General features: G+C 70.9%; 22 protein-coding genes. 9 read left to right on the forward strand and 13 right to left on the reverse strand.

The features are described 5' to 3' along the window. Positions 1-290 precede the first annotated feature (290 nt). A complete protein-coding gene (locus ACWDX9_RS35370; RefSeq protein WP_449961848.1) occupies positions 291-1,073 on the forward strand; it encodes a phosphotransferase in 783 nt (260 codons plus the stop codon). Further along, the gene (locus tag ACWDX9_RS35375; RefSeq protein ID WP_449961790.1) at positions 1,057-1,983 is read left to right on the forward strand and encodes a cobalamin biosynthesis protein; all 927 of its coding nucleotides are present in this window, start codon (positions 1,057-1,059) and stop codon (positions 1,981-1,983) included. Before ACWDX9_RS35370 ends, ACWDX9_RS35375 begins: the two co-directional genes overlap by 17 nt. 60 nt (positions 1,984-2,043) lie before the next feature. On the opposite strand, the gene ACWDX9_RS35380 is transcribed toward ACWDX9_RS35375, so the two are convergent. From ACWDX9_RS35380 to ACWDX9_RS35395, 4 genes are all read right to left on the reverse strand, one after another. Beyond that, positions 2,044-2,277 (reverse strand): hypothetical protein, encoded by a 234-nt coding sequence (locus ACWDX9_RS35380; protein ID WP_357740854.1) that lies wholly within the window; start codon positions 2,275-2,277, stop codon positions 2,044-2,046. Positions 2,278-2,368: 91 nt separating this feature from the next. Next, positions 2,369-3,148, reverse strand: coding sequence for an exodeoxyribonuclease III (locus ACWDX9_RS35385; RefSeq protein ID WP_449961793.1), 780 nt, complete (start codon positions 3,146-3,148; stop codon positions 2,369-2,371). A gap of 348 nt (positions 3,149-3,496) precedes the next feature. Beyond that, positions 3,497-3,937: a hypothetical protein gene (locus ACWDX9_RS35390; protein ID WP_449961796.1), complete on the reverse strand. Its 441-nt coding sequence runs from the start codon at positions 3,935-3,937 to the stop codon at positions 3,497-3,499. Then, complete coding sequence (locus tag ACWDX9_RS35395) at positions 3,868-4,290, reverse strand: hypothetical protein (protein ID WP_449961798.1); 423 nt, start codon at positions 4,288-4,290, stop codon at positions 3,868-3,870. Before ACWDX9_RS35395 ends, ACWDX9_RS35390 begins: the two co-directional genes overlap by 70 nt. Before the next feature lie 135 nt (positions 4,291-4,425). Here ACWDX9_RS35395 and ACWDX9_RS35400 point away from each other — a divergent pair, with 135 nt between their 5' ends. Beyond that, positions 4,426-5,154, forward strand: coding sequence for an AfsR/SARP family transcriptional regulator (locus ACWDX9_RS35400; RefSeq protein ID WP_449961801.1), 729 nt, complete (start codon positions 4,426-4,428; stop codon positions 5,152-5,154). Positions 5,155-5,224: 70 nt separating this feature from the next. Here the strand turns inward: ACWDX9_RS35400 and ACWDX9_RS35405 are convergent, their stop codons facing one another. Further along, on the reverse strand, positions 5,225-8,227 hold the full coding sequence (locus tag ACWDX9_RS35405; protein ID WP_449961804.1) for a BTAD domain-containing putative transcriptional regulator: 3,003 nt from the start codon (positions 8,225-8,227) through the stop codon (positions 5,225-5,227). A 212-nt stretch (positions 8,228-8,439) separates the two neighbouring features. Here ACWDX9_RS35405 and ACWDX9_RS35410 point away from each other — a divergent pair, with 212 nt between their 5' ends. Beyond that, positions 8,440-9,543, forward strand: a complete 1,104-nt coding sequence (locus tag ACWDX9_RS35410) for a zinc metalloprotease (RefSeq protein ID WP_449961807.1) — start codon at positions 8,440-8,442, stop codon at positions 9,541-9,543. Further along, on the forward strand, positions 9,540-9,872 hold the full coding sequence (locus tag ACWDX9_RS35415; RefSeq protein WP_449961810.1) for a hypothetical protein: 333 nt from the start codon (positions 9,540-9,542) through the stop codon (positions 9,870-9,872). The genes ACWDX9_RS35410 and ACWDX9_RS35415 overlap by 4 nt, the downstream gene beginning before the upstream one ends. Positions 9,873-9,967: 95 nt before the next feature. On the opposite strand, the gene ACWDX9_RS35420 is transcribed toward ACWDX9_RS35415, so the two are convergent. Beyond that, complete coding sequence (locus ACWDX9_RS35420) at positions 9,968-10,585, reverse strand: hypothetical protein (RefSeq protein WP_449961851.1); 618 nt, start codon at positions 10,583-10,585, stop codon at positions 9,968-9,970. A gap of 20 nt (positions 10,586-10,605) precedes the next feature. Here ACWDX9_RS35420 and ACWDX9_RS35425 point away from each other — a divergent pair, with 20 nt between their 5' ends. Beyond that, the gene (locus tag ACWDX9_RS35425) at positions 10,606-10,779 is read left to right on the forward strand and encodes a hypothetical protein (protein WP_449961813.1); all 174 of its coding nucleotides are present in this window, start codon (positions 10,606-10,608) and stop codon (positions 10,777-10,779) included. 17 nt (positions 10,780-10,796) lie between these two features. Here ACWDX9_RS35425 and ACWDX9_RS35430 read toward each other — a convergent pair whose 3' ends face one another. Beyond that, positions 10,797-12,356, reverse strand: a complete 1,560-nt coding sequence (locus ACWDX9_RS35430) for an ABC transporter substrate-binding protein (protein WP_449961816.1) — start codon at positions 12,354-12,356, stop codon at positions 10,797-10,799. Positions 12,357-12,527: 171 nt separating this feature from the next. Between ACWDX9_RS35430 and ACWDX9_RS35435 the strand changes: the two genes are divergently transcribed. Further along, positions 12,528-14,414 carry a sensor histidine kinase gene (locus tag ACWDX9_RS35435; protein ID WP_449961819.1) on the forward strand — a complete coding sequence of 629 codons (1,887 nt, stop codon included), beginning with the start codon at positions 12,528-12,530 and terminating at the stop codon, positions 14,412-14,414. Then, positions 14,407-14,763, forward strand: coding sequence for a DUF742 domain-containing protein (locus tag ACWDX9_RS35440; RefSeq protein ID WP_185067699.1), 357 nt, complete (start codon positions 14,407-14,409; stop codon positions 14,761-14,763). Before ACWDX9_RS35435 ends, ACWDX9_RS35440 begins: the two co-directional genes overlap by 8 nt. On the opposite strand, the gene ACWDX9_RS35445 is transcribed toward ACWDX9_RS35440, so the two are convergent. After that, positions 14,741-16,150, reverse strand: coding sequence for an MFS transporter (locus ACWDX9_RS35445; RefSeq protein WP_449961821.1), 1,410 nt, complete (start codon positions 16,148-16,150; stop codon positions 14,741-14,743). The two genes, ACWDX9_RS35440 and ACWDX9_RS35445, sit on opposite strands and share 23 nt — an antisense overlap. 75 nt (positions 16,151-16,225) lie before the next feature. Here ACWDX9_RS35445 and ACWDX9_RS35450 point away from each other — a divergent pair, with 75 nt between their 5' ends. Beyond that, entirely contained in the window at positions 16,226-16,687 is a 462-nt protein-coding gene (locus ACWDX9_RS35450) for a MarR family winged helix-turn-helix transcriptional regulator (protein ID WP_449961824.1), read from the forward strand. Here ACWDX9_RS35450 and ACWDX9_RS35455 read toward each other — a convergent pair. The 5 genes from ACWDX9_RS35455 to ACWDX9_RS35475 are packed head-to-tail and all read right to left on the reverse strand — an operon-like array spanning position 16,680 to position 21,826. After that, positions 16,680-17,546 (reverse strand): ABC transporter ATP-binding protein, encoded by an 867-nt coding sequence (locus ACWDX9_RS35455; RefSeq protein ID WP_449961854.1) that lies wholly within the window; start codon positions 17,544-17,546, stop codon positions 16,680-16,682. The two genes, ACWDX9_RS35450 and ACWDX9_RS35455, sit on opposite strands and share 8 nt — an antisense overlap. A gap of 2 nt (positions 17,547-17,548) precedes the next feature. After that, on the reverse strand, positions 17,549-18,334 hold the full coding sequence (locus ACWDX9_RS35460; RefSeq protein ID WP_449961827.1) for an ATP-binding cassette domain-containing protein: 786 nt from the start codon (positions 18,332-18,334) through the stop codon (positions 17,549-17,551). Further along, a complete protein-coding gene (locus tag ACWDX9_RS35465) occupies positions 18,331-19,185 on the reverse strand; it encodes an ABC transporter permease (RefSeq protein ID WP_355199430.1) in 855 nt (284 codons plus the stop codon). The genes ACWDX9_RS35460 and ACWDX9_RS35465 overlap by 4 nt, the downstream gene beginning before the upstream one ends. After that, entirely contained in the window at positions 19,182-20,198 is a 1,017-nt protein-coding gene (locus ACWDX9_RS35470; RefSeq protein WP_449961831.1) for an ABC transporter permease, read from the reverse strand. The genes ACWDX9_RS35465 and ACWDX9_RS35470 overlap by 4 nt, the downstream gene beginning before the upstream one ends. A gap of 2 nt (positions 20,199-20,200) precedes the next feature. Continuing rightward, positions 20,201-21,826 (reverse strand): ABC transporter substrate-binding protein, encoded by a 1,626-nt coding sequence (locus ACWDX9_RS35475; protein WP_364247927.1) that lies wholly within the window; start codon positions 21,824-21,826, stop codon positions 20,201-20,203. Positions 21,827-21,848 lie beyond the last annotated feature (22 nt).

A 21,848-nucleotide genomic window follows, 5' to 3' on the forward strand; every position in this document is an offset into this window, starting at 1 on the left:
GACCCAACCAGACTAGAGTACAGACGTGTTCTCTTCCTATCAGGACCCCCTTGCGCAGGAGCCCGCAGCGCAGGAGCCCGCAGCGCAGGAGCCCGCAGCGCAGGAGCCCGCAGCGCAGGAGCCCGCAGCGCAGGAGCCCGCAGCGCAGGAGCCGGTGGCTGTGGGGGCGGGTGGTGAGTGCGGCGGGCGGAGGGCAGGAAGGGGTGCCAGGGCGGGGATGGGTGGCGGGGGAGGTGAGCTGGGGAAAAGGCTGGGCGGGGGTGGGGCAAAAGGGTCTAAGCTCTCGTGGCATGGTCGCGACGCTCCTGCATGAGATTCCGTTGCAGGGCGGGGACGTGACTGACGGGGTGGTGCGGGTCGGTGACACCGTGCGTAGACCGGCCAGTACGTCGACACCCGCCGTGCACGCCCTGCTCCGGCACCTTGAGGCCCGTGGGTTCGGTGGGGCGCCGCGGGTGGTGGGGATGGACGGGCTCGGGCGGGAGATCCTGACGTATCTGCCGGGTACGACCGGGTTGCGGCTGGAGAGCGTGAGTGATGAGGCGCTGGCCGGGCTTGCGGTGCTGCTTCGGGAATTTCATGATGCGACCGTCGGGTTCCCGCTGTCCCTGGAGGGGTGGGAAGGCGGGTCGAATGATGACAAAGCGCCAGAAATCATCGGACATTGTGATTTAACGCCAGCAAACGTGATATTTCGCGATGGCCGGCCCCACGCGCTGATCGACTTCGATCTGGCCCGCCCCACCACGCGGCTCTTCGACATCGTCACCACGCTCCGCCACTGGGCCCCCATCGCCGATCCCGTGGACCGGTCCCCGCTCCTCCGCAACCTCGACGTGGGCGAGCGGCTGAGGCTGTTCTGCGACGCGTACGGCGTGCCGCCCCGCGACCGCCGCCGCCTCCTCGAACTGGCCAGGCTCCGCTTCCACCGCTCCTACGACGTCATGCGCACCCGCGCCTCGGCGGGCGGCAACTGGGCGAAGATGTGGGCGGGCGGCGCCGGCGAGCGCATCCGCCGCGCGGCGGCCTGGCTGGACGTACACGAAGACGAGCTCCATGCCCACCTGGTGTGACCCGCTGGGGCTCGCCCTCGGGGTGGCCCTCGACCGGCTGATCGCCGACCCGCGGAGCGCCGCCCACCCGGTCGCGGTCTTCGGGCGTGTCGCCGCGAGGGTGGAGAAGTCCCTGTACGCGGACAAGAAGGCGCACGGAGTGGCACATGTCGCCATCTGCGTCGGCGGTGCGACCGCGCTCGGAGTACTCGCCCAGCGGATCCCCCACGCCCGTACGGCCGTCACGGCCGTCGCCACCTGGGCCGTGCTCGGCGGCACCACGCTCGCCCGCGAGGGCGAGTATATGGCGGATGCCCTCGAAGGCGGCGACCTGGAACGGGCCAGGGCCCGCCTCCCCCACCTCTGTGGCCGCGACCCCTCCCACCTCGAGGCCAAGGAACTCGCCAGGGCCACGGTCGAGTCGCTGGCCGAGAACACCTCCGACGCCGTCGTGGCTCCGCTCTTCTGGGGTGCGGTGGCGGGCGTGCCGGGGCTGCTGGCGTACCGGGCGATCAACACGCTGGACGCCATGGTCGGCCACCACTCCCCCCGCTACGAACGGTTCGGCTGGGCGGCGGCCAGGCTCGACGACGTGGCGAACTACGTACCGGCCAGGGTGACGGGGCTGCTCACGGTCCTGACCGGGCCGGACCCCGGCCGGGCGCTGGCGGTGCTCAGGCGGGACGGCCACCGGCACCCCAGCCCGAACGCCGGCAGGTGCGAGGCCGCCTTCGCCGGGGCGCTCGGCGTCACCCTGGGCGGCACGAACGTCTACCAGGGCAGGACCGAGCACCGGCCCACCATGGGCGACGGGCCCGAGCCTGACATCAAGGACATCCGCCGCGCGGTACGTCTCACGCGCGCCGTCAGCCTGGCCGCCGCCGGAGCGGCCGTGCTGACGGCTTGGGCCCTGCGAAATCGCCACAAATAGGCCACCGGGCGGATTGCGGACGGCCGCGCAATTGCGCGGTAATCAGCTATTGATTGCTTTTCACATTACGCGGTTGAGGTTGAGCACCAGCCAGACCACGAATATCGCGAGCAAAGTGATGCCGATCATCGCCTTCGCGGCGCTGTTCGCGACCGCCTTCCTGGCTGTGACCTGCTTGGCGCTCTGCTTCCACACCTGACGCATGATGATCATCGTCTGGAAGCGCCGACCGAGGGCGAACACGGCGAGAGCGATGATGATGAATAGAATGACGCGACCGTCCGCAGGTTCCACGGAGATCCCCCCTGTGGGCCGTGAAGCTACTCAATCCCCCGAGACATTTGAGAAAACAGGATACTCGGACGAGCGCGGTTTGTGATTTGAATTATGGTCCGAGATCAACGACGATCGGGGCGTGGTCGGAAGGGCCCTTGCCCTTGCGGGCCTCGCGATCGACGTACGCCGACCGCACCCGCCCGGCGACGTCCGCGCTCGCGTAGACGAGGTCGATGCGCATGCCCTTGTTCTGGTGGAACATCCCGGCCCGGTAATCCCAGTACGTGAACGGGTGCGGGCCCTTCATCGGCGTCGGCACCACGTCGTGCAGTCCGAGGGCCCGCAGGTCGGCGAGGGCCCGGCGTTCGGCGGGGGTGACGTGGGTGGCGCCGACGAACAGCGCGGGGTCCCATACGTCGGCGTCCGTGGGGGCGACGTTGTAGTCGCCGCACACCGCCAGCGGCACGGCCGTCTCGGCCGCCAGCGCATCCCGGAGCGCCGCGAACCAGGCGAGCTTGTACGCGTAGTGCGGGGAGTCCACGGTGCGGCCGTTCGGCGCGTACAGGGACCAGACGCGCATTCCCGCGCAGGTGGCGGCGATGGCGCGGGCCTCCGGGGCCACGGCTTCCACGCCGTTCAGCTCACCGGGGAAGCCGAGGGTCACGTCGTCGAGGCCGACCCTGGAGAGGAGCGCCACGCCGTTCCACCGGCCGTCCCCGTGGGCCGCGGCGGCGTACCCCAGTTCCCCTACCTCCGCCGTGGGGAACGCCTGCGCGGAGCATTTGGTCTCCTGGAGGCAGAGGATGTCGGGTTTCGCCTCGGCGAGCCATTCGAGCAGGCGGGGCAGCCGGGCCTTGACGGAGTTCACGTTCCACGTGGCTAGGCGCATCCTTCCAGCCTGCCACTCTTCCGGAGGTCCATCTTTCCACGCACGGCGGGCCACCGACCCACCGCACGTGGCACTCTTTTCCAGCCTTTCCACTCACGGCGGGCCACCGACCCGCCGCACGTGGAGCTCCTCACGGCGGCCCGTCCGCCCGCCGCACGTGGTGCTCTCCCCCAGCCTTTACGCTTACGGCGGGCAACCCACCCCCCCGCACGTGGCCGGGCCCTGTCCAGGGAGACGGTCACGAGGTGTGCGGGGCCGGGCGCCGTTACGCCGCCTTCTGGGCCATCGGATGGGAAAACCCGTGACCACCGGACAGAACCCCCAAAAGGCGGCGGAACCGGGATCAGGTCAGCGACTGGTCCAGAGGGGCTTGTTGTCGCGGGAGTAGATGATGATCCGCCCGTCATCGCTGACCGCCAGCCACGCCCCCGGGTTGCCGGCCGTCTTGGTGGTCCACAGGGCCTTCTTGCCGCTGTCCACCACCACCCAGTTGCCCTCCGCCTGCATGATCGACCGGGCGCCGGGGTGACCGGCCGTCGGCGTGGTGAACAGGCTGCGCTGCCCGTCGTACAGCACCGCGTTGCCCTCGTCCTGCTGGATCAGCCGGTAGCGGCCGTTGCCGGACTGCACCGCCTGGCCCGGCCGCAGGACGTGCCCCGAGGGCAGCTTGCCGATGTACGCCTTGGACGACCACAGTGGCCGGTTGTCCCGGCTGTAGATCACCAGGTTGCCGCTCTCTTTGGGCAGCAGCAGGTACGCGCCGGGTTGCCGGCGGTCGGCGTGGACCACAGCGGCTTGTTGTCGGCGCCGTAGATGACGAGGTTGCCCTCCTTCTGCATGGTCGCGCGGGCGCCGGGCCTGCCCGAGGTGGGCGAGGTCCACAGCGCCTTGGTGCCCTCGTAGAACACCAGGTTCCCCTCCGCCTGCTGGACGAGCTTGAACCGGCCGCCCTCCGAGGTCAGCGACTGCCCGGGCAGCAGCCACTCGCCGGGCCCGAGCCGGTCCTTCGCGGCTGCGGTGTGGGCGCCGGTGTGGGCAGCTGCGACGGCGGCGGCGCCCGGCTGCGTCAGGGCGACGGCGGCCACCGGGCCCGCCAGGAGCGAGCCGGCCAGCACGGCGATCGCGGCCTTCTTCGTGATCAACTTGGGTCTCTTCCTGTGTAGGCGTGGATCGTGAGTGAAAGACCCTGGCAGAGCCCGTTGGCGTTCTGTTGGTGCGGGTACGGCGCCGTCGCCGTCTTTAGCGGGGTTTTAGCGGCTCCGGGCATCCTGGGACAGATGGATCACTTGGAGTACTGCCTGCTCGGGTCCATCGACGCCTGTGTCTGGGGACGCCGCCTGGAGATCGGGCCGCGTAAGCGTCGTTACGTACTGGCCGCGCTGCTGCTGGACCTGAACCGTCCGGTGCCGGTGGAGCGGCTGGTCGACGCCGTATGGGAGGGAACTCCCCCGGACAGCGCGCGGATGACCGTGCAGGGGCACGTTTACCGGCTGCGCCGGACGTTGCCGGGCGTGCGCCTGGAACGGGACGCCTCGGGGTACGTGCTGCGTGCCGACCCCGAACGCGTCGACGCGCTGCGCTTTCGCCGCCTGGTCGCCGAGGCGGCGGGCCTCGGCGACGAGGCCGGGGCCGATCTGCTGGAGGAGGCGCTGGCTCTGTGGCGCGGTCCGGCGCTGGGCGGCTGGGGAGGTGGCAAGGCGCTGGAGGTGGCGGCGGTCGAGCTGGACGAGGCCCGGCTGGCCGCCGTCGAGGAGCTGGCCCGCAGGCGGCTCAGGACGGACCGGCCGGAGCTCGCGGTGGCGCCGCTGCGCGCGAGCGTGACGGCCGATCCGCAGCGGGAACGGCTGGTGTCGCTGCTGATGACGGCCTTCTACCGGCTCGGGAGGCAGGCCGAGGCACTCGAGCTGTACGAACGCACCCGCCGGCTGCTGGCCTACCAGCTCGGCGTGGACCCGGGGGCGGAGCTTCAGGCCACCTTCGAGTCCCTGCTGGCCGCCCCACCCTGAACCCGGTCAGGCCCGGCACGGAGCTGCGGGCCACCCCGCCGGTGAGCCGGGCCACCGCCGGTGAGCCGGGTCAGGTCTGGTCGAGCACCGCCAGGGCCGCGGCCTCGTCGAGCCGGTGGCCGAACTCCCGGTGCACCTCCAGAGCCCTCCTGGCGCAGTCGCGCCCCTCTCCCGCCGAGCCGTCCCGTACGTGGAGCCGGGCGAGCAGCGTGAGCGCCTGGCCTTCGAGCAGCCGCAGCTCGTACCGCGCGGCCGCCTCGCGCGCCTGCCCTGCCACGGCGGCGGCCTCGTCCCACCGGCCGCCGTCCACCAGCACCTCGGCCAGCCACACCCGGGCCCGGGACTCCAGGTAGGGGTAGGTGCGGTCCCGGTAGGCGGCGAGCACCTCGTTGAGCATGCCGACGCGCTCGCCGAGGTCGAGCGACTCGTCCACGCGGGCGAGCGTGCTGCGCGCCTCCTCGTGCTCGCCGGCCAGCTGGCGCGCCCGGGCGATGTCCACGGCCCGCCGCGCCAGTTCGGCGGCACGGGCGCCGTCGCCGCGCAGGTGGTGCGCGATGGCCACGCTGGACAGCGTCGCGGCGACCTGGATGTCCTTGGCGACGGCCAGCGCCCGCTCGAAGTCCTCGACGGCCGGCCCGAGCTCGCCCAGCGCCACGCGGATGTCGCCGAGGATGGAGTACGCCCGGGCCTGCCAGCCCCGCTGCTCGCCGAGCTCCTCCCTGATCCGGACGGAACGGAGCTGCCGGTCCAGCGCCTCGCGGGGGCGCCCGGCCCACAGGAGCTTGATGGCGTAGTTCTCCAGGGTCGCGGCCAGCTTCGTGGACGGCTCGAACTTCTCCCACAGCCGGACGATCCGCTCCTGGCTCGCGAGGCTCTGCTGGAGATCCCCGAGGCTGGCGCGGGCCACGACGAGGTTGGTCAGCGCGAGCAGCGTGCCGGTCCCCCAGCCGGCCTGCTCGTAGAGGTCGGAGGCGATCTCGTAGTGCCGGACGGCCGGCCGCGGCTCGTTCAGCACGAACATGGCGTTGGCCAGCGTGTGGTGCATGCTGGCCTGGCCGGCGCGGTCGTCCGCCCGCTCGGCGGCGGCCAGGCCGCGGCGGGCCGCGGTGATGATCACGTCGGGCTGGTAGGCGCCGTACATGAAGGCGCGCAGGGTCTCGGCCAGCCGCCAGAGCAGCCGGCCGCGGGCGTGGTCGATCACGGTGAGCAGGTTGTGCTGCTCGGCCTGGAACCAGGCGCGCGCCGCGTCGGCGTCGGCGAACTCCTCCGCGTCGCGCGGCGGGTCCTCGCCCGTCAGCGGGAGCAGCTCGATGGAGGGCGCCAGCAGCGGCGCGACGGCCCGCGCGGTGTGCAGGTAGTACGCGTGCAGCCGGGCCGGGTCGTCGGCGGCGTCCGTGCAGTGTTCGCGGGCGTAGAGGCGGACCAGGTCGTGCAGGCGGTAGCGGCCCGGCGCGTGCTCCTCGACCAGGTGGGCCGAGGCGAGCCTGGCCAGGAGCCGCTTGGCCGTGCCGGGGTCCGTACCGGCGAGCCTGGCCGCCGAACCCGCGGTGAAGTCGCAGCCGGGGACCAGCCCGAACCGCCGGAACAGCACCTGGGCGTCCGGCGTCAGCGCCGCGTACGAGCCGGCGAAGGCCGTGGCCACGGTCGCCTGCGCGTCGCCTTCGACGGCCAGCGTGTTCAGGCGGTCGTCGAGGAGCTCCGCGAGGTATTCGCGCAGGCCGGCCCGGCCGATGAGGTTCGCGCCCGCGATGGCCAGCGCCAGCGGCAGGTGGCCGCAGAGCTCGGCCAGCTCGGCGGCGGCCGCCGGGTCGGCCTGGATCAGGTCAGGGCCGACGAGGTCGGCCAGCAGGTCGCGGGACTCGCCGGGGGTGAGCGTGCCCAGCCGTACGGTCTGCGCTCCCTGCAGGGCCAGGCCGCGCAGCGTGTCGCGGCTGGTGACGATGACCGCGCTGGAGGAGCCGCCGGGCAGCAGCGGGCGTACGTGCTCGGCGTGGGCGGCGTTGTCGAGCACGACCAGCACCCGCCTGGCGGCCGTCGTCGAGCGGTAGAGGTCGAGCTGCTCGGCGGCGCCGCTGGGGGCGGGCACGCCGAGGGCGCCGAGCAGGCGGGGCAGCACCCGTTCGGGCGGCAGCGGCTCGCCCTGGCCGTAGCCGTTGAGGTCGACGTGGAGCTGGCCGTCGGGGTACTCGGCGGCCACCTGGTGGCCGACGTGCACGGCCAGCGCCGACTTCCCGATGCCGGCCGCGCCGGTCACCACGGCCACGCGACCGCCGTGCAGCAGGCGCCTCAGGCGCTCGGCCTCGGCCTGCCTGCCGACGAAGCCGGGGACGTCCCTGGGGAGCTGGCGCGGCGCCACGGGCCGGTGGCCCTCGACGATGCGCTGGTGCAGGTCCCGCAGCCGCGGCCCGGGATCGACGCCCAGCTCCCCCGCCAGCAGCCGCTGCACGTCGTGGAACAGCTCCAGCGCCTCCGCCGTCCGCCCGTCGTGCCACAGCGCGGTCATGGCCAGCGCGTGCGGCGTCTCCCTGAGCGGCTCCTCGTCCCTGAGCTCCTGCAGCAGCGCGGGTACCTCGCGGTGCCGGCCCAGCTCGATCAGCGCGGCGGCGTGCTCCTCCAGCAGGTCCCAGCGCTCGCGCAGCAGCGGGCGGCGCACCCGCCGCTCGACCCAGTCGGTGCCGAGCCCCTGCAGCGGCTGCCCGCGCCAGAGCCCCAGCGCCCGCTCCCACGCGCCGGCCGCGTCCCGCGGCCGTCCTGCCCGCCCTTGTGCGGCGAGCGCGCGGAACCGCCCGAGATCGACCTCTTCCTCCGGTACGGCGAGCGCGTAGCCCGCCGTGGTGCTGGCGATGCGCCCGCCCAGGATCTTGCGCAGCTGCGACACCTTAAGCTGGACGATGGTCCTGGCGGTCTTGGGCGGGTCGCGCTCCCACAGCGCCTCGATCAGCCGGTCCACCGGCACGTACGCGCCGAGGTGCGCGGCGAGCAGGCCGAGCACGCACTGCTGCTGCGCTCCGTCGATCGGGATCTCGACGTCGCCGTCGTAGACCTCGACCGGGCCCAGCACGCGGATGTCCATCGGGCCCGAGCATAACGGCGGTCCGGCCGCTCCCGGTCAGGACGGAGAGCGGCGTGCGCGTGGATCCGAGCCGGAAGCCTTGCACTCCTTTGGGCTTTCGACCGGGCGGTTCGCGGTACGAGTGCATCAGCGTCCGACCGGCCGGATCGCGGTCTGCCCTTCTTCTGCGATCCGGCCGGGCGGCCTCTCTCGCTTCACTTCTGGGGGGAATCATGATGGACGAGTCAGAGTTGTCCGCACCGCTCACGCGAGACCTGTGCGGCACCATGCCCGTGCACCGCCGGCTGCTCAACGAGAGCATGTCCTACCGCGCGCGGCGGGCGTCCATCGAGAACCAGGCCACGCAGTACAGGCTCGGCACCCGCATGGTCAGCCGCGTCGGCGTGATCAGCATCCCCGTCGTCGTGCACGTCGTCCACAACCCGGCCCGCCCCGAGCAGAACATCGGCGCCGACCAGATCCACAGCCAGATCGAGATCCTCAACCAGGACTTCCGGGCCGCCAACCCCGACGTGACGAAGGTGCCGCCCGTCTGGAGGTCGCTGGTGGCGGACACGATGGTCGAGTTCCACCTCGCGACCCGTGGGCCGAACGGGGAGCCGACGGACGGGATCGTCCGCGTGGAGACCCAGCGGATGGGCTTCACCTTCGACGACCTGGTGAAGTCGAGCGCCACCGGCGGCGCCGCCCCGTGGCCCAGCGACCAGTACCTCAACATCTGGGTGTGCCAGCTGACGGGCGGGTTGCTCGGCTACGCGCAGTTCCCCGGCGGCCCGCCGGACACGGACGGCGTCGTCATCCGCCACTCCGCCTTCGGCAGCACGGGCACCGCGGCGCCACCGTTCCACCTGGGCCGGACCACGACGCACGAGATCGGCCACTGGCTGAACCTCTTCCACATCTGGGGGGACGATGGCGAGGGATGCAGCGGCGACGACAAGGTGGCCGACACCCCGAACCAGGCCGGCAACAACACCGGAATGCCGATATTTCCCCATATTTCGTGCAACAACGGTCCCAATGGCGACATGTTCGTGAACTACATGGACTACACCGACGACGCCGGCATGATGATGTTCACCAGCGGTCAGTCGACGCGGATGAACGCCTGCCTGGAGGGCCCGCGGGCGTCCTTCCTGGTCCCGCAGCTGGCCGCGCGCGCCGAGGAGCGGATCCCCGCGGGCGTCGCCTCCCCCGCTGAGACGCGGCTCACCGGCAACGGCTCGCAGCGCGACCTGGAGCAGCTGCTCCAGGAGGTGCTGAAGGACACCCGCGCGGCGCTGAACGTGGTGGCCGGGAACCGCCAGGTCCGATGAGCGTCATCATGATGAACGAGGAAGCACCGGACGTCGTCGGAGCCTGGACGCACTCCTACGAGGAGGACACCGACGCGATGGCGGTGTACCGGCCGGACGATTTCGCGTTCCGGCCTTCGCGGCGGCCCCGTCGCGGGATGGAGTTCCACTCCGACGGCACGTTCGTCGAGTGGCTTCCCGGGCCGGACGACCGGCCCAGGAAGATCGTCGGCCACTGGGAGCGTCAGGGAGCCGACCGGATCCGGATCACCTTTCCCGGGGGTCCGGGGCAGCCGTTCGTCCTGACCGTCGTGTCCCGCGAGAACGACCAGCTGGCCTTCGCGAAATGAGCCGCTGGAGATCGCGCGCATGAACGTGGCCGCGGCGGAGGTCCAGGAACCCATGCCGCACCGCGTCAAGGTCGTGGCCGGTGCGGAGCCGTGGCTCACGGACGTTCGACGCCCACGGTGATCTCGTTGCCGAGCCGGCGCCCCATCAGCAGCTCCAGGTCGTCGCCGCTCCAGAACTTCCCCGGGTCGTACCAGTTGGGCCGGCGACCGCCGGGCAGCAGGCCCATCTCCTCGTACGTGACCGCCACCACCTCGGCGCAGTACGCGCTCTCCAGCGTCTCCTGGCGGCGGCGCCGGCGCGGCAGCCGTCCCCTGGCCCAGCGGGCGGCCAGGCGGGCGGTGGAGGGGAACGGGGTGCCGTCGAGCCGGGCCACCATGCGCAGGGCCGCGTCCTCCATCTCGGGCGTCGCCTCCGGCTCGAGCTGGCGCAGCCAGGGCCGCTGGCCGTAGCGGCCGACCCACGTGGTCACCGCGTCGCGCAGGTCGTGCAGCTGCACCCCGCGCTGGTGCGTGCCCGACCACAGGTCGATCAGCGACTTGCCCAGCTCGGCGTGCCACATCATCGGCGGCAGGTCCTCGACCACGATCGCCATGCCCACGTGGTTGACCGGGCTGTTGGTCATCGTCTGGATGGCGCGGTCGGGGACCGAGCGCCCGCGGAAAATCCACAGATCGCCGGTCCTCGTCACCCTTACGGCCTCGTCGAGAGTCAGCACACCGTTAGCCTAGGCACATGCGCTGGTGGAAGATGCTCGGTCTGGCGGGAATCATGGGCGTGGCGGCCACGGGAGTGGTGATCGCGCGCGCCGAGCGCCGCCGCCGGGCCTACACGCCCGAGGAGATCAAGGTCCGGCTGCGGGAAAGGACCGGCGGCATCGAGGGCGACCGGGACCGCCTCACGAAGTGAGGCCATGAACACAGCCCTCAGCCCGAGGGGCGTAGGTCGTAGACGAAGACCACGTCCGGGTAGGCCGGGTTGTCGTTGTAGCCCTGCACCGCGCCCTGGTAGGCCCGCTGGTAGTTGACCACCCACGGCATCGCCGCGGCCGCCCGCTGGTCGAGCACCCGCTTCGTGGCCTGCTCGTACACCCGCTGCGCCGCCGGCCGGTCGGTCACGGTCAGCTCCGGCACGGTGTCGAGCAGCGCGTCCAGGCCCTGGTCGCGCAGGTAGGCCAGGTTGAACACGGGCGGGTTCCCGCTGTGGAAGACGTTGCCGAAGTAGGAGTAGCCGTCGGCGTAGTCGGGCCACCAGTACATGACGAAGATGTCCTGGCCGCGCTTCTTGCCCTGCTCCCACTGGGCGGTCCAGGGCATCGCCCGGGCGTCGACCGTCACGTTGAGCGGCTTGAGGGCGGCGGTGAGCTTCGTGGCGAGCAGGTGCCAGTCGGTGTCGCCCTCCCCGTACGTCAGCCGCAGCCGGAGCGGCCGGCCGCCGGGGCCGTACCCCGCCCTGTTCAGCAGCTGCGCCGCGCCCACCAGGTCCTGCCGGGGGACGCGGCCGGGCACATACCCCATGAGCCCTTCGGGGATGATGCCGCTGGCCGGTGAGACCGCGCCCTTCAGGTCCTTGACCAGGCCCTGGTAGTCGACGGCCTTCTGCACCGCGCGGCGCACGCGGATGTCCTTCATGGGGCCGTTCGCGGTGTTGAACAGCAGCATCGCCGTCTGGAACGACGCCCGCTCGGAGGTGCGCACGCCCGGCGCGGTCGAGGCGGCGGCGAACAGGCGCGGGTTCAGCCGCGCCACGAAGCTCGCCTCGCCGCGCTGCAGCAGCCGCCACGCCCTGTCGGGATCGGGCACGACGCGGAACTTCACCGTGTTGTAGTGCGGCCGGCCCCACCCTCCCCAGTACTTGTCGTACGCGCTGAGCGTGAGCTCGTCCTCCTTGCCCTTCTGCCACTTCGTCACCGTGTACGGCCCCGAGCCCGCGTCCCTGCCCGACGCGAAGAACTTCCCGAGGTCGGGCGCCGCCTGCGTGTCGTAGATGTAGGCCGCGTACGTGGAGGAGGCCACCAGGTCCAGCGGGACGGGGTACTTCAGCGCGAACGTCACCGTCGTGGGCCCGTCGACCCTGATGGACGAGACGGCGTCCCAGATGTAGGAGGCGCCCGCCTTGGCGCTCATGGTGCGCTCGACCGACGACTTGACCGCCGCGGCGTCCAGGGGCCTGCCGGTGTGGAAGGTCACCCCGGAGCGGAGGTTGAACGTCCATGTCCGGCCGTCGGGCGACGAGCGCCACGACGTGGCCAGCCTGGAGCTGGACTTCTTGGTGACCGGGTTCCAGAAGGTGAGCGTCTCGTAGATGTTCTGGAGGGCGACGATCTCGTTGGAGTAGGACTTGGAGGGGTCCCACTCGGTGACGATGTCCAGATTCTCGACATAGACGAACGGGGACTGCCCGGACGGCGCCTGCGGGGGCTCCGGAGGCGGCGAGCAGGCCGCGAGGAGTAAGAGCGCGGCGGCCGCTGCGAGACGACGGCGCAACGCATCTCCCTCTGTCGGCGATGTACTCGGGAAACTTACTCCAAGATCGATGGATCAAGGCCCAGGTGTCCAAAAGTCCCGAAAAATTGGGCATTTTGATGATCCAATTGCTATTCTCTGGGCTTGTCCCGTCCGGGGTTGCCAGCAGGGGACCGACCGGAATGAGGTGTCATGGGTCGTAGCCGAACGATCCGCATGAAGATCATCGGACTACTACTCGTGCCACTGGCCTCCATGGTGGTCTTGTGGGGGGTCATAACCGCCGTCACCGCCACCGAGAGCTTGGAGCTGCGTCAATACAAGACACTCTGGACGAACCTCCGTCTTCCCGCGTACAAACTGATCAGCGAGATCCAGCGTGAACGTCTAGTCTCGGCCAGGCTCCTGCGTAACTCGGGGGACAAGTCCGCCGTCGCCGCGCAGCGCACCCGCACCGATGCCGCCAGTGACGCGTTCAGGCAGCTCTCCAGCACATCCAAGGACCGATCGGAAGAGATCCGCACACAGGTGGACGCGGTGTACACGCAACTCGACAGGCTCGATGCGATCCGAGGCGAGATCGACACGGGCCTGTCCGACCGTCTGCACACCGTGGAGGCCTACAGCGCGATCAACGACACGCTCTTCGGCCTGCACAAGCGGGTCGCGCTGATCGACGACATCCCGATCTACGAGCAGTCGCGCATCGTCATCGACCTCGGGTACGCCAAGGAGCTGCTGACCAGGGAACAGGCCGTCGCGTTCGGGCCGACCCAGCCCGCCGAGCGCCGGCTGTTCACGGAGCTCGTCGGCAACCGGCGATTCCTGGTCGACCAGTCGCTCAACGAGCTCGACCCGAGCCTGCGCGACCAGCAGGTGGCGCTGATCACCTCCCCCGCCTACCAACGGCTGCGGATCATGGAGGACCAGATCATCGCCGGGAAGGCGCCGCGGAGCTGGCTCACCCTCACGGAGGGGCTGTCCAAGTCGTTCCAGGAAGCGCTGATGCGGGCCAGCGCGGTGCTGAACACGCGGACCGAGCCGATCGCCGACCAGGTGCTGTCCCGGGCGCTCCTGCTGGCGGGCGCGACGCTGGGGCTGGTGGTCGTGTCGATCGCGTTCTCGCTGCGCATGGGCAACCGGCTGTCGAAGGAGCTGGGCGCGCTCCGGCTGGCCGCGCTGGAGGTGGCCCAGGAACGGCTCCCCCACGTGGTCGCCAAGCTCCGCAAGGGCGAGAAGGTCGAGATGCCGGAGCTGTCCGTGGCGAGCACCACGGTCGAGATCGACGACGTGGGCCAGGCGTTCTCCACCGTCCAGCAGACGGCCGTCGAGGCAGCGGTCGGCCAGGCGCAGCTCAGCGAGGGCGTCGGGCACGTGTTCCGCAACCTGGCCAGGCGCAGCCAGACCCTGCTGCACCGCCAGCGCATCCAGCTGCAGGACATGCAGCACCGGGCCACCGACCCCGACGCGCTGGACGACCTGTTCAAGCTCGACCACCTGACCACCCGCATGCGCCGCCACGCCGAGGGCTTGATCATCCTGTCGGGCGCCACCCCCGGCCGCGGCTGGAGCCGGCCGGTGGCGCTGCTCGACGTGGCCCGCGGCGCGTCGGCCGAGGTGGAGGACTACCAGCGGGTCACCGTCGAGCCGATGTCCGGCCAGCGCCTGGCCGGACCCGTGGTCGGCGACGTGATCCACCTGATCGCCGAGCTCATCGAGAACGCCACCGTCTACTCGCCGAAGCACACTCCGGTCATCGTGCGCGGCGAGGTGGCGGCCCGCGGCTTCACCTTCGAGGTCGAGGACCGCGGGCTCGGGATGAGCGCAGAGGAGCTGGCCGAACTCAACGAGCGGCTGGCCAGCCCACCGGAGTTCGACCTGGCCGACAGCGACCGGCTCGGCCTTTTCGTCGTCTCCCGCCTGGCCGCCAGGCACGACATCCGCGTGACGTTACGCGGTTCACCATATGGAGGGACCACCGCGATCGTGTTGATCCCGGAAGAGCACGTGGCAGAGCCCGAACCGGAGGCCCACGTGAAGGAACCCGCTCGACCCATGCGGGTGGTGCGAAGTGAGTGACGAACGCTGGCTGGACGAGGACGCCGGTCCTATCGTCCCGGCCTACCTACTGACCCGGGGCCGTACGGTCCCCGCGAGCGAGGCCATCGACCTCATCGCGGTGATCATCACGGCCGGTGGCCTGGCGCCGCCGATGGGCCTGGGCCCGGAGCATCTGATCATCATGCAGAAGTGCACCAAACCGACCCGGCTCGTGGACGTCGCGGCCGAGCTGAACCTGCCCATCGGCGTGGTACGGGTGCTGGTCGGTGACCTGCACGCGCAGCAGCTCGTGCAGGTCGAGCACCCGCCCCCCGCGCCCGACGCGAAGGTGCTGCTCGAGGTGATCAGCGGCCTGAAGGCGCTGTAACCGTCGCGCGGTTGAGCCGCCCGTACACGGCCGCGAAGAGCGCGGCCGTGGCCCCGGCGACGGCTGCCGTCCCGAAGACCCACTGGTAGCCGCCCATGCCCGGCTGGGCGGCCAGGATGGCGGCGATGGCCGCGCCGGCCGTGCTGCCGCCCACGATGCGTACGAGCGCGTTCACGCCTGCCGCGAGGGCCGTCTTGCCCGGGTCCACGTGCTCCACGGCCATGGTGCCCAGCGCCGCGTAGCCGACGCCGAGGCCGATGCCCATCAGTGAGGTCGCCACGTACAGGTGGGCCGGGCTGGTGTGCGCGACCACGAGCCACAGCCCCGCCAGGGCCGTGACCGCCGACCCCACCGCCACCATGGACGAGGCCTGGAAGCGGCGCATGATCCGGCCCGCGAACAGCGAGATGACCAGCATGAAGATCGTGCTCGGCAGCAGGAAGAAGCCCACCTGGAGGGTGGAGGCGCCGAAGCCGTAACCGGTCCCCACCGGCACCTGGGCGAAGCTGGACGTACCCGTCATGAGGGTGAAGAACGAGAACCCGAGCAGCATCGAGGCCACCGTCGCGCCGACCGTGCCCCGGTGGACCAGCATTGCCATCTCCACCAGCGGCTCGGCCACCCGGCGCTCGACCACGACCCAGACCGCCGCCAGCGCCGCCGCGGCGGCGAACAGGCCGAGCACGCCCGGCGAGGTCCAGCCCCACGAGCCGCCCTCGCTGATGCCCAGCAGGAGCGCGACCAGCCAGGCGGTCAGCAGCGCCGCGCCGGCCAGGTCGGGACGGCCCTTGGGACCCACCGGGGCGCTGTCCTTCACGAGCAGGGCCACGATCGCGACGGCCACCAGCGAGATGCCGGCCGTGATCCAGAAGACCAGGTGGAAGTCACCGGACGCGAGCCCGGCCAGGATCATCCCGCCGCCGCTCCCGAACCCCATCGTCGCGCTGATCACCCCGATGCCGGTGGCCAGTTGCTCCCTGGGCAGCACGTCGCGCGCCACCCCGATCGACAACGGCACCAGCGCGGCCACGGCGCCCTGGAGCACCCTCGCCACCATCAACCAGGTCAGCGAGGGCGCCAGCGCGGCCATGACCGAGCCGACCACCAGGAGGCCCAGGGCGCCGAGGATCATGGGGCGCCTGCCGTACATGTCGCCGAAGCGCGACAACAGCGGCGTGGCCACCGCCGCGACCAGGAGGCTCAGCGTGAGCGTCCAGGTCACGGAGGAGAGCGGGGCGTTCAGCTCCCGCTGCAGCACGGGAAGCAGCGGGACCACGGCGGTGTTCTGAAGTGCGGCGATGGAGGCCGCGAAAGCCAGCGCGACCACCCCGGGCCACGGACTTCTGGTGGACGTCGTACGTGGCGCGGACGCGACGACTGTCGCCATGTCGGCTCCTTTAGCTAAGTTAGGTAAGTAACAGGGCAAGATAATACATACGTAAGTTAGGTAAGCAAATCGGATATGGACGAAGATCTCAACAGGACGGTGTCGGCGTTCCGCTCAGTGGTGGACGCGCTGAACCGCGCCAAGACGCATGAGCGCCTGACCGAGGCCGCCGGCGTCCGGCTCGACCGGCCCGACGTGAAGATCCTCGTCCACCTGCTGGACGCGCCGGAGCCGCGCAGGATCGGCGCGATCGCCGAGGCACTGCAGGTGGAGAGCCCTCACGTGACGAGGCACGTCGCCTCGCTGGAGCAGCGCAAGCTGGTAGAGCGGGTACGCGACCCCGACGACGGCAGGGCCTGGCGCATCGCGCTGACCGAGGAGGGGGCCGAGGTGGCGAGCAGGTGCCGCCGGGTGACCACCGAGTTGTTCGAGGGTGCGCTCGCGGACTGGTCGGCGGAGGACCGGGCGGAGCTGTCCCGGCTGATGGGCAAGCTCTCGGGCGACCTCTGCGCTCACCTCAAGAACCTCGTCAGCTGAGCAGCACGTCCTCGGCTCGGTGGCAGGCGACCTGGCGGCCTCCCAGGTCCCTGAGCGCGGGCGGCTGCTCGCACTCCGGCGCGGCCAGCGGGCAGCGCAGCCGGAACGGGCAGCCGGTCGGGGCGGGCACGGCCTCCGTCCTGCCCTTGGCCACGGGCGGGGCGCCGCCCAGCTTCGGCACGGCGTCGCGCAGGGCCCGCGTGTAGGGGTGGGCCGGCTTCGCGAGGAGTTCGGCCGTCGGCCCCGACTCGACGACGCGGCCCGCGAAGAGCACGTGCGCGGTGCGGCACAGCCGGTCCACGACGGCGAGGTTGTGGGTGATGAGCAGGCGCTCGGTGTCGAGGGAGGCCAGCAGGTCGAGGATCCTGGCCTGGACGGTGACGTCGAGCGCGCTGGTGGGCTCGTCCAGGATGAGGAGGCGGGGGTCCACCGCCAGGGCTCTGGCGATCACCACGCGCTGGCGCTGGCCGCCGGAGAGCTGGTGGGGGCGGCGGGTGGCCAGGGCGGGGTCCAGGCCGACCTGTTCGAGGAGGTCCTTGACCCGGCCTCGCGCGGCGCGCGGCAGGGCCTCGGCGACGGAGGTGCCGATGCGCATCCTGGGGTCGAGGGCCTCGGCCTGGAACACGGGCTGGACGTCTTTCCGGAACTTCCGCATGTCCGCTTTTTTCAGCGTTTGGTCGCCGTACCAGATATTTCCGGACATGGGGGTGAGGAGGCCCAGGAACGCGCGCGCCAGGGTCGTCTTGCCCGAGCCGCTCTCCCCGATCAGCCCGACGCCGCCCTCGGTGATGTCGAGGGTCACGTCGTGCACGACCGGGGTGCGGCCGTAGCCGAGCGTCACCCGCTCGGCCCTGAGCATGGTCACGGCAGCGCCTCCAGCAGCTCGCGCGTGTACGGATGGGACGGCTCGGCCAGCACCCGCGCGGCCGGCCCCGACTCCACCACCGCGCCGTCCTTCATGACCATCACCCGGTCGGCGATCGTCGAGACCAGGGCCAGGTCGTGGGAGACGAGCAGGAGCGCCAGCCCCCGCTCCTCCCGCAGCCTGCGCAGGACGCCGACCACCTCGGCCTGCACCGTCACGTCCAGCGCGCTCGTGGGCTCGTCGGCGAGGATCACCTCGGCGCCCAGGGCGATGGCCAGCGCGATGGCGAAGCGCTGGGCCTGGCCGCCGGAGATCTCGTGGGGGTAGCGGCGCAGGATCTCGCGGTCGAGCATGACCGCTTCCACCGCCTCCCTCATGATCTCCTCCAGCCCTCCCTTCCCGGCTGAGGGCCGCGCCTCCGGCAGTGTGCCCGCGGGCTTGCCGACGCCGTGGAGCTTGAGGGCGCGGCGCATCAGGACACCCAGGCGGGTGGCCGGGCTGAGGGCCGCCTGCGGCGACTGCATCACGAGTGCCACCCTGGCGCCCCGGATCTCGCGGAGCCTGCGGGGTGACGCTGTGAGCACGTCGATGCCGCACACCCGTACATGACCTGAAATTTCGGCATCTGGGGTGAGGCCCAGCAGCGACATCAGCGTGGTCGACTTGCCCGAGCCGCTCTCCCCCACGATCGCGACGCACTCGCCCTCGCGCACGTCCAGCTCCGGCACGTCGGCCACGACGCGCCCGCCGTAGCGCACCCGGAGGTCGCGCACCTCGATCATCTGACCGCCCTTCGCGGATCGAGAGCGTTGCGCAGCCCCTCACCCAGGACGTTGAACGCGAACGCCGTCACCAGGATCGCCAGGCCGGGGAACGTGACCACCCACCAGTTCGTGGTGAAGAGCGTCTGCCCCTGCTGCACCATGAGCCCCCACTCCGCCGTCGGCTCCTGCGCGCCCAGCCCCAGGTACGACAGCGCCGCCGAGGTCAGGATCACGCCGCCCGCGTCGAGCGAGAGCTGGACCAGGACGGGCGTGAGCGAGTTCGGGAGGACGTGCCTGAGGATGATCAGCGGCGCGGGCACGCCGAGACACCGGGCGGCGTCCACGTAGCTGCGGGTGGCGATCGAGGCCGCCACGGAGGCCGCCAGCCGGGTGTACCAGGGCCACCAGGTCACGGCGATGGCCAGGATGACCGTGTTCACGCTGGGCTGGAGCACCACGGCCAGGGCCAGGGAGAGCAGCAGCGCGGGGAAGGCCAGGAAGATGTCCGTGATCCGCATGATCACGTCCCTGATCCAGCCGCCCGCGTACCCGGCGACCACGCCGAGCGTGACCCCGATCACCGCCGACACGGCCAGCACGGCCACGGCGATGAACAGGGAGGTGCGGCCGCCGTACAGGACTCTGGTGAGCACGTCCCGGCCGACCTGGTCGGTGCCGAACCAGTGCGCGGCGCTCGGCGGCTGCAGGTTCTCCAGCGGCTTGACCTGGTCCACCGGGTACGGCGCGAGCCACGGCGCCAGGATCGCGGCCAGGACGACCAGCACGATGAGCACCGCCCCGAACGCGGCGAACCGGTCGGGGATCCTGGGCAGGAAGGTGCGCCGCAGCGGCGCCTCGACGCTCGTCATCGCGCCCTCGCTCGCGGGTCGACGAAGCCCTGGAGGATGTCCACGACGAGGTTGGCCAGCACGTACACCAGGGCCACCAGGAGCGTGACGCCCGCGATGGCGGGGGTGTCCAGCGACTTGATCGACTCGGCGGCGTAGCGGCCCAGGCCGGGCCAGTTGAAGACCGCCTCGACGAGGAAGCCGTTGACGATCGCGTACGCGAAGACCAGGGCGATCAGCGACAGGACCGGGTTCAGGGCGGGCCGGAGGGCGAACCTGGTCAGGATGGACGTCTCGCCGAAACCGAGCGCGCGCTCCAGCTTGGTGTGGTCCTGGCCGGACTCCTCGATGAGCGCCGCCCTGGTCATCTGGGCGATCACGCCCGTGGGGTAGGCGGCCACGACCAGCGCGGGCAGCACCAGGTGCTGGAGCGTGCTGGTGAAGATGGGCCAGTTGCCGGTGATGAGGGCGTCGACGATCGTGATGTTCGTCCAGAGGGTGAGCGGGCTGGTGGTGTCGAGCGAGGAGTCGTACTCGCCCGCGATCGGGAACCAGCCGAGGTTGCTGGCGAAGACCGTCTGGAGGGCCAGGGCCAGCCAGAAGACGGGTACGGAGACGGCGAGCATGCTGCCGACCCGCACCCCCAGGTCCGGAAATTTCGCCTTATAGCGGGCGGCAAGCACCCCGACCGGAATGCCCACGACGACCGCGATGAGCAGGGCCGTGCCGACCAGCTCCAGCGAGGCGGGGAACGCCACGTAGAGGTCGTCGAGCACCGGTTGCCGGGTGCGCAGGCTGACGCCCCAGTCGCCGGTGAGCAGGTCGCGCACGTAGTTGAGGAGCTGCACGGGGAGCGGGTCGTCGAGCCCGAACCGCGTGCGCGCCGCCGCGAGCTCCTCGGGCGTGGCCTTCGGCCCGGCGAACGCGACCGCCGGATCCCCCGGCACCAGCCGCATCACGACGAACGTGAGCACGACCACGCCGGACACGACCAGGAGGGCCTGGCCGAGCCGGCGGGTCAGATAACGCGACATCGTCAGCTTGCGCGCTTCTTGAGGTCGTAGAAGAAGACCACGTTCGGATAGGCGGGGTTGTCCACGTATCCCTCGACGTCGGACGTCAGCGCGCGCTGGTAGGTCTGCACGTACGGGACGGCCACCGCCGCCTGGTCCTGGATGATCTTCTTCTGCAGGTCCTTGTACGCCTGGTCGGCCTTGAGCTGGTCAGTGGCCGTGAGCTGCGGCAGCGCGTCGATCGCCGTGTCGATGGCGGAGTCCTTCAGGTACGACAGGTTGAACTGCGGCTTGTCGGCGCTCTTGAACACGTTGACGTACCAGGAGTAGGCGTCCGGATAGTCCGGGTACCAGTACATGACGAAGATGTCCTGGCCCTGCTTCTTGCCCAGGTCCCACTGCGCGCTCCAGGTCATCGGCTTGGCCTGCAGCGTCACGTTCATGCCCTTCAGCGCCGAGCTGAGCAGCGTGACCAGCAGCTTCTGGTCGTCGTCGCCCTGCGCGTAGGTCATGGTGAGCTTGAGCTCGGGGTTGTCCGGCCCGTAGCCGGCCTCGGCGAGCAGCGCCTGCGCCTTGGCGAGGTCCTGCTTGGGCTCCATGTCGTTGGCGTGGCCGAGCAGCCCCTGCGGCACCAGGCCGTTGGCCTTCTGGCCGGAGCCCTTCAGCGCCGCCACCAGGCCGTCGTAGTCGATCGCGTACTGCAGGGCCTGCCGGATCTTGACGTCCTTCGCCGGCCCGCTCGCGGTGTTGAACAGCACCAGCAGGTTCTGGAACGACGGCGAGGCGGAGGTCTGCACGTTGGGGGTCGTCCCGGCCTGCTGGAAGAGCTGCGGGTTCAGCCGCTGGACGAAGTTGACCTCGCCCTTCTGGAGCAGTTGCCAGGCCGTGGTGATCTCGGGGGTGACGCGGTAGGCGACCTTCTTGTACTGCTCCGGCTTCCAGCCGCCCCAGTAGCCCTCGTACGCCTTCAGCGTGAGCTCGGTCTCCTTGCCCTTCTGCCAGGAGTCGATCGTGTACGGGCCGGTGCCGGCGTCCGACTTGCCGTCCTTGTCCACGGCGTTCACGTCGTAGATGTAGGCCGCGTAGCCGGAGGAGGCCACGAGGTCGAGCGGGGTGGCGTACTTGAGCGTGAACTTCAGCGTGGACGCGTCCACCGCGTCGATCGTCTTGACCGCGTCCCAGATGTAGGCGGCGCCGCCCTTCTTCTCGATCGTCCGCTCGATGGCCTTCTTGGCGGCCTCGGCGTCGAGCGCGGCGCCGGAGTGGAACTTGACGCCCTGCCGCAGCTTGAACGTCCACTCCTTGCCCTCGTTCGCCGAGGTCCACTCGGTGGCCAGGCGCGGCTCGGCCTTCTTCTCCTGGGAGTTGTACCTGGTCAGGCCCTCGTAGATGTTCTGCATGGCGACGATCTCGTTGGAGTACGAGGTCGCGGGGTCCCAGTCGGTGACCACGTCGAGGTTCGGCACGTACACGAACGTGCTGTCGTTGGCCTGCGCGGCCGGGGAGGCCGCCGGTTGGCTGCTGCCGCTGCTCTCGGCCGGCTTGGGGGTTCCGCCGGCCCCGCGCACCTGACCGCCCGCGCACGCGGATGCGGTCAAGGCCAGGACACCGGTGACCCCGGCGACGAGCAGACGCTTGTGCCAGCTCATGAAGGGGGGATCCTTTCGGTCT

Source organism: Nonomuraea sp. NPDC003201 (genome assembly GCF_053590415.1).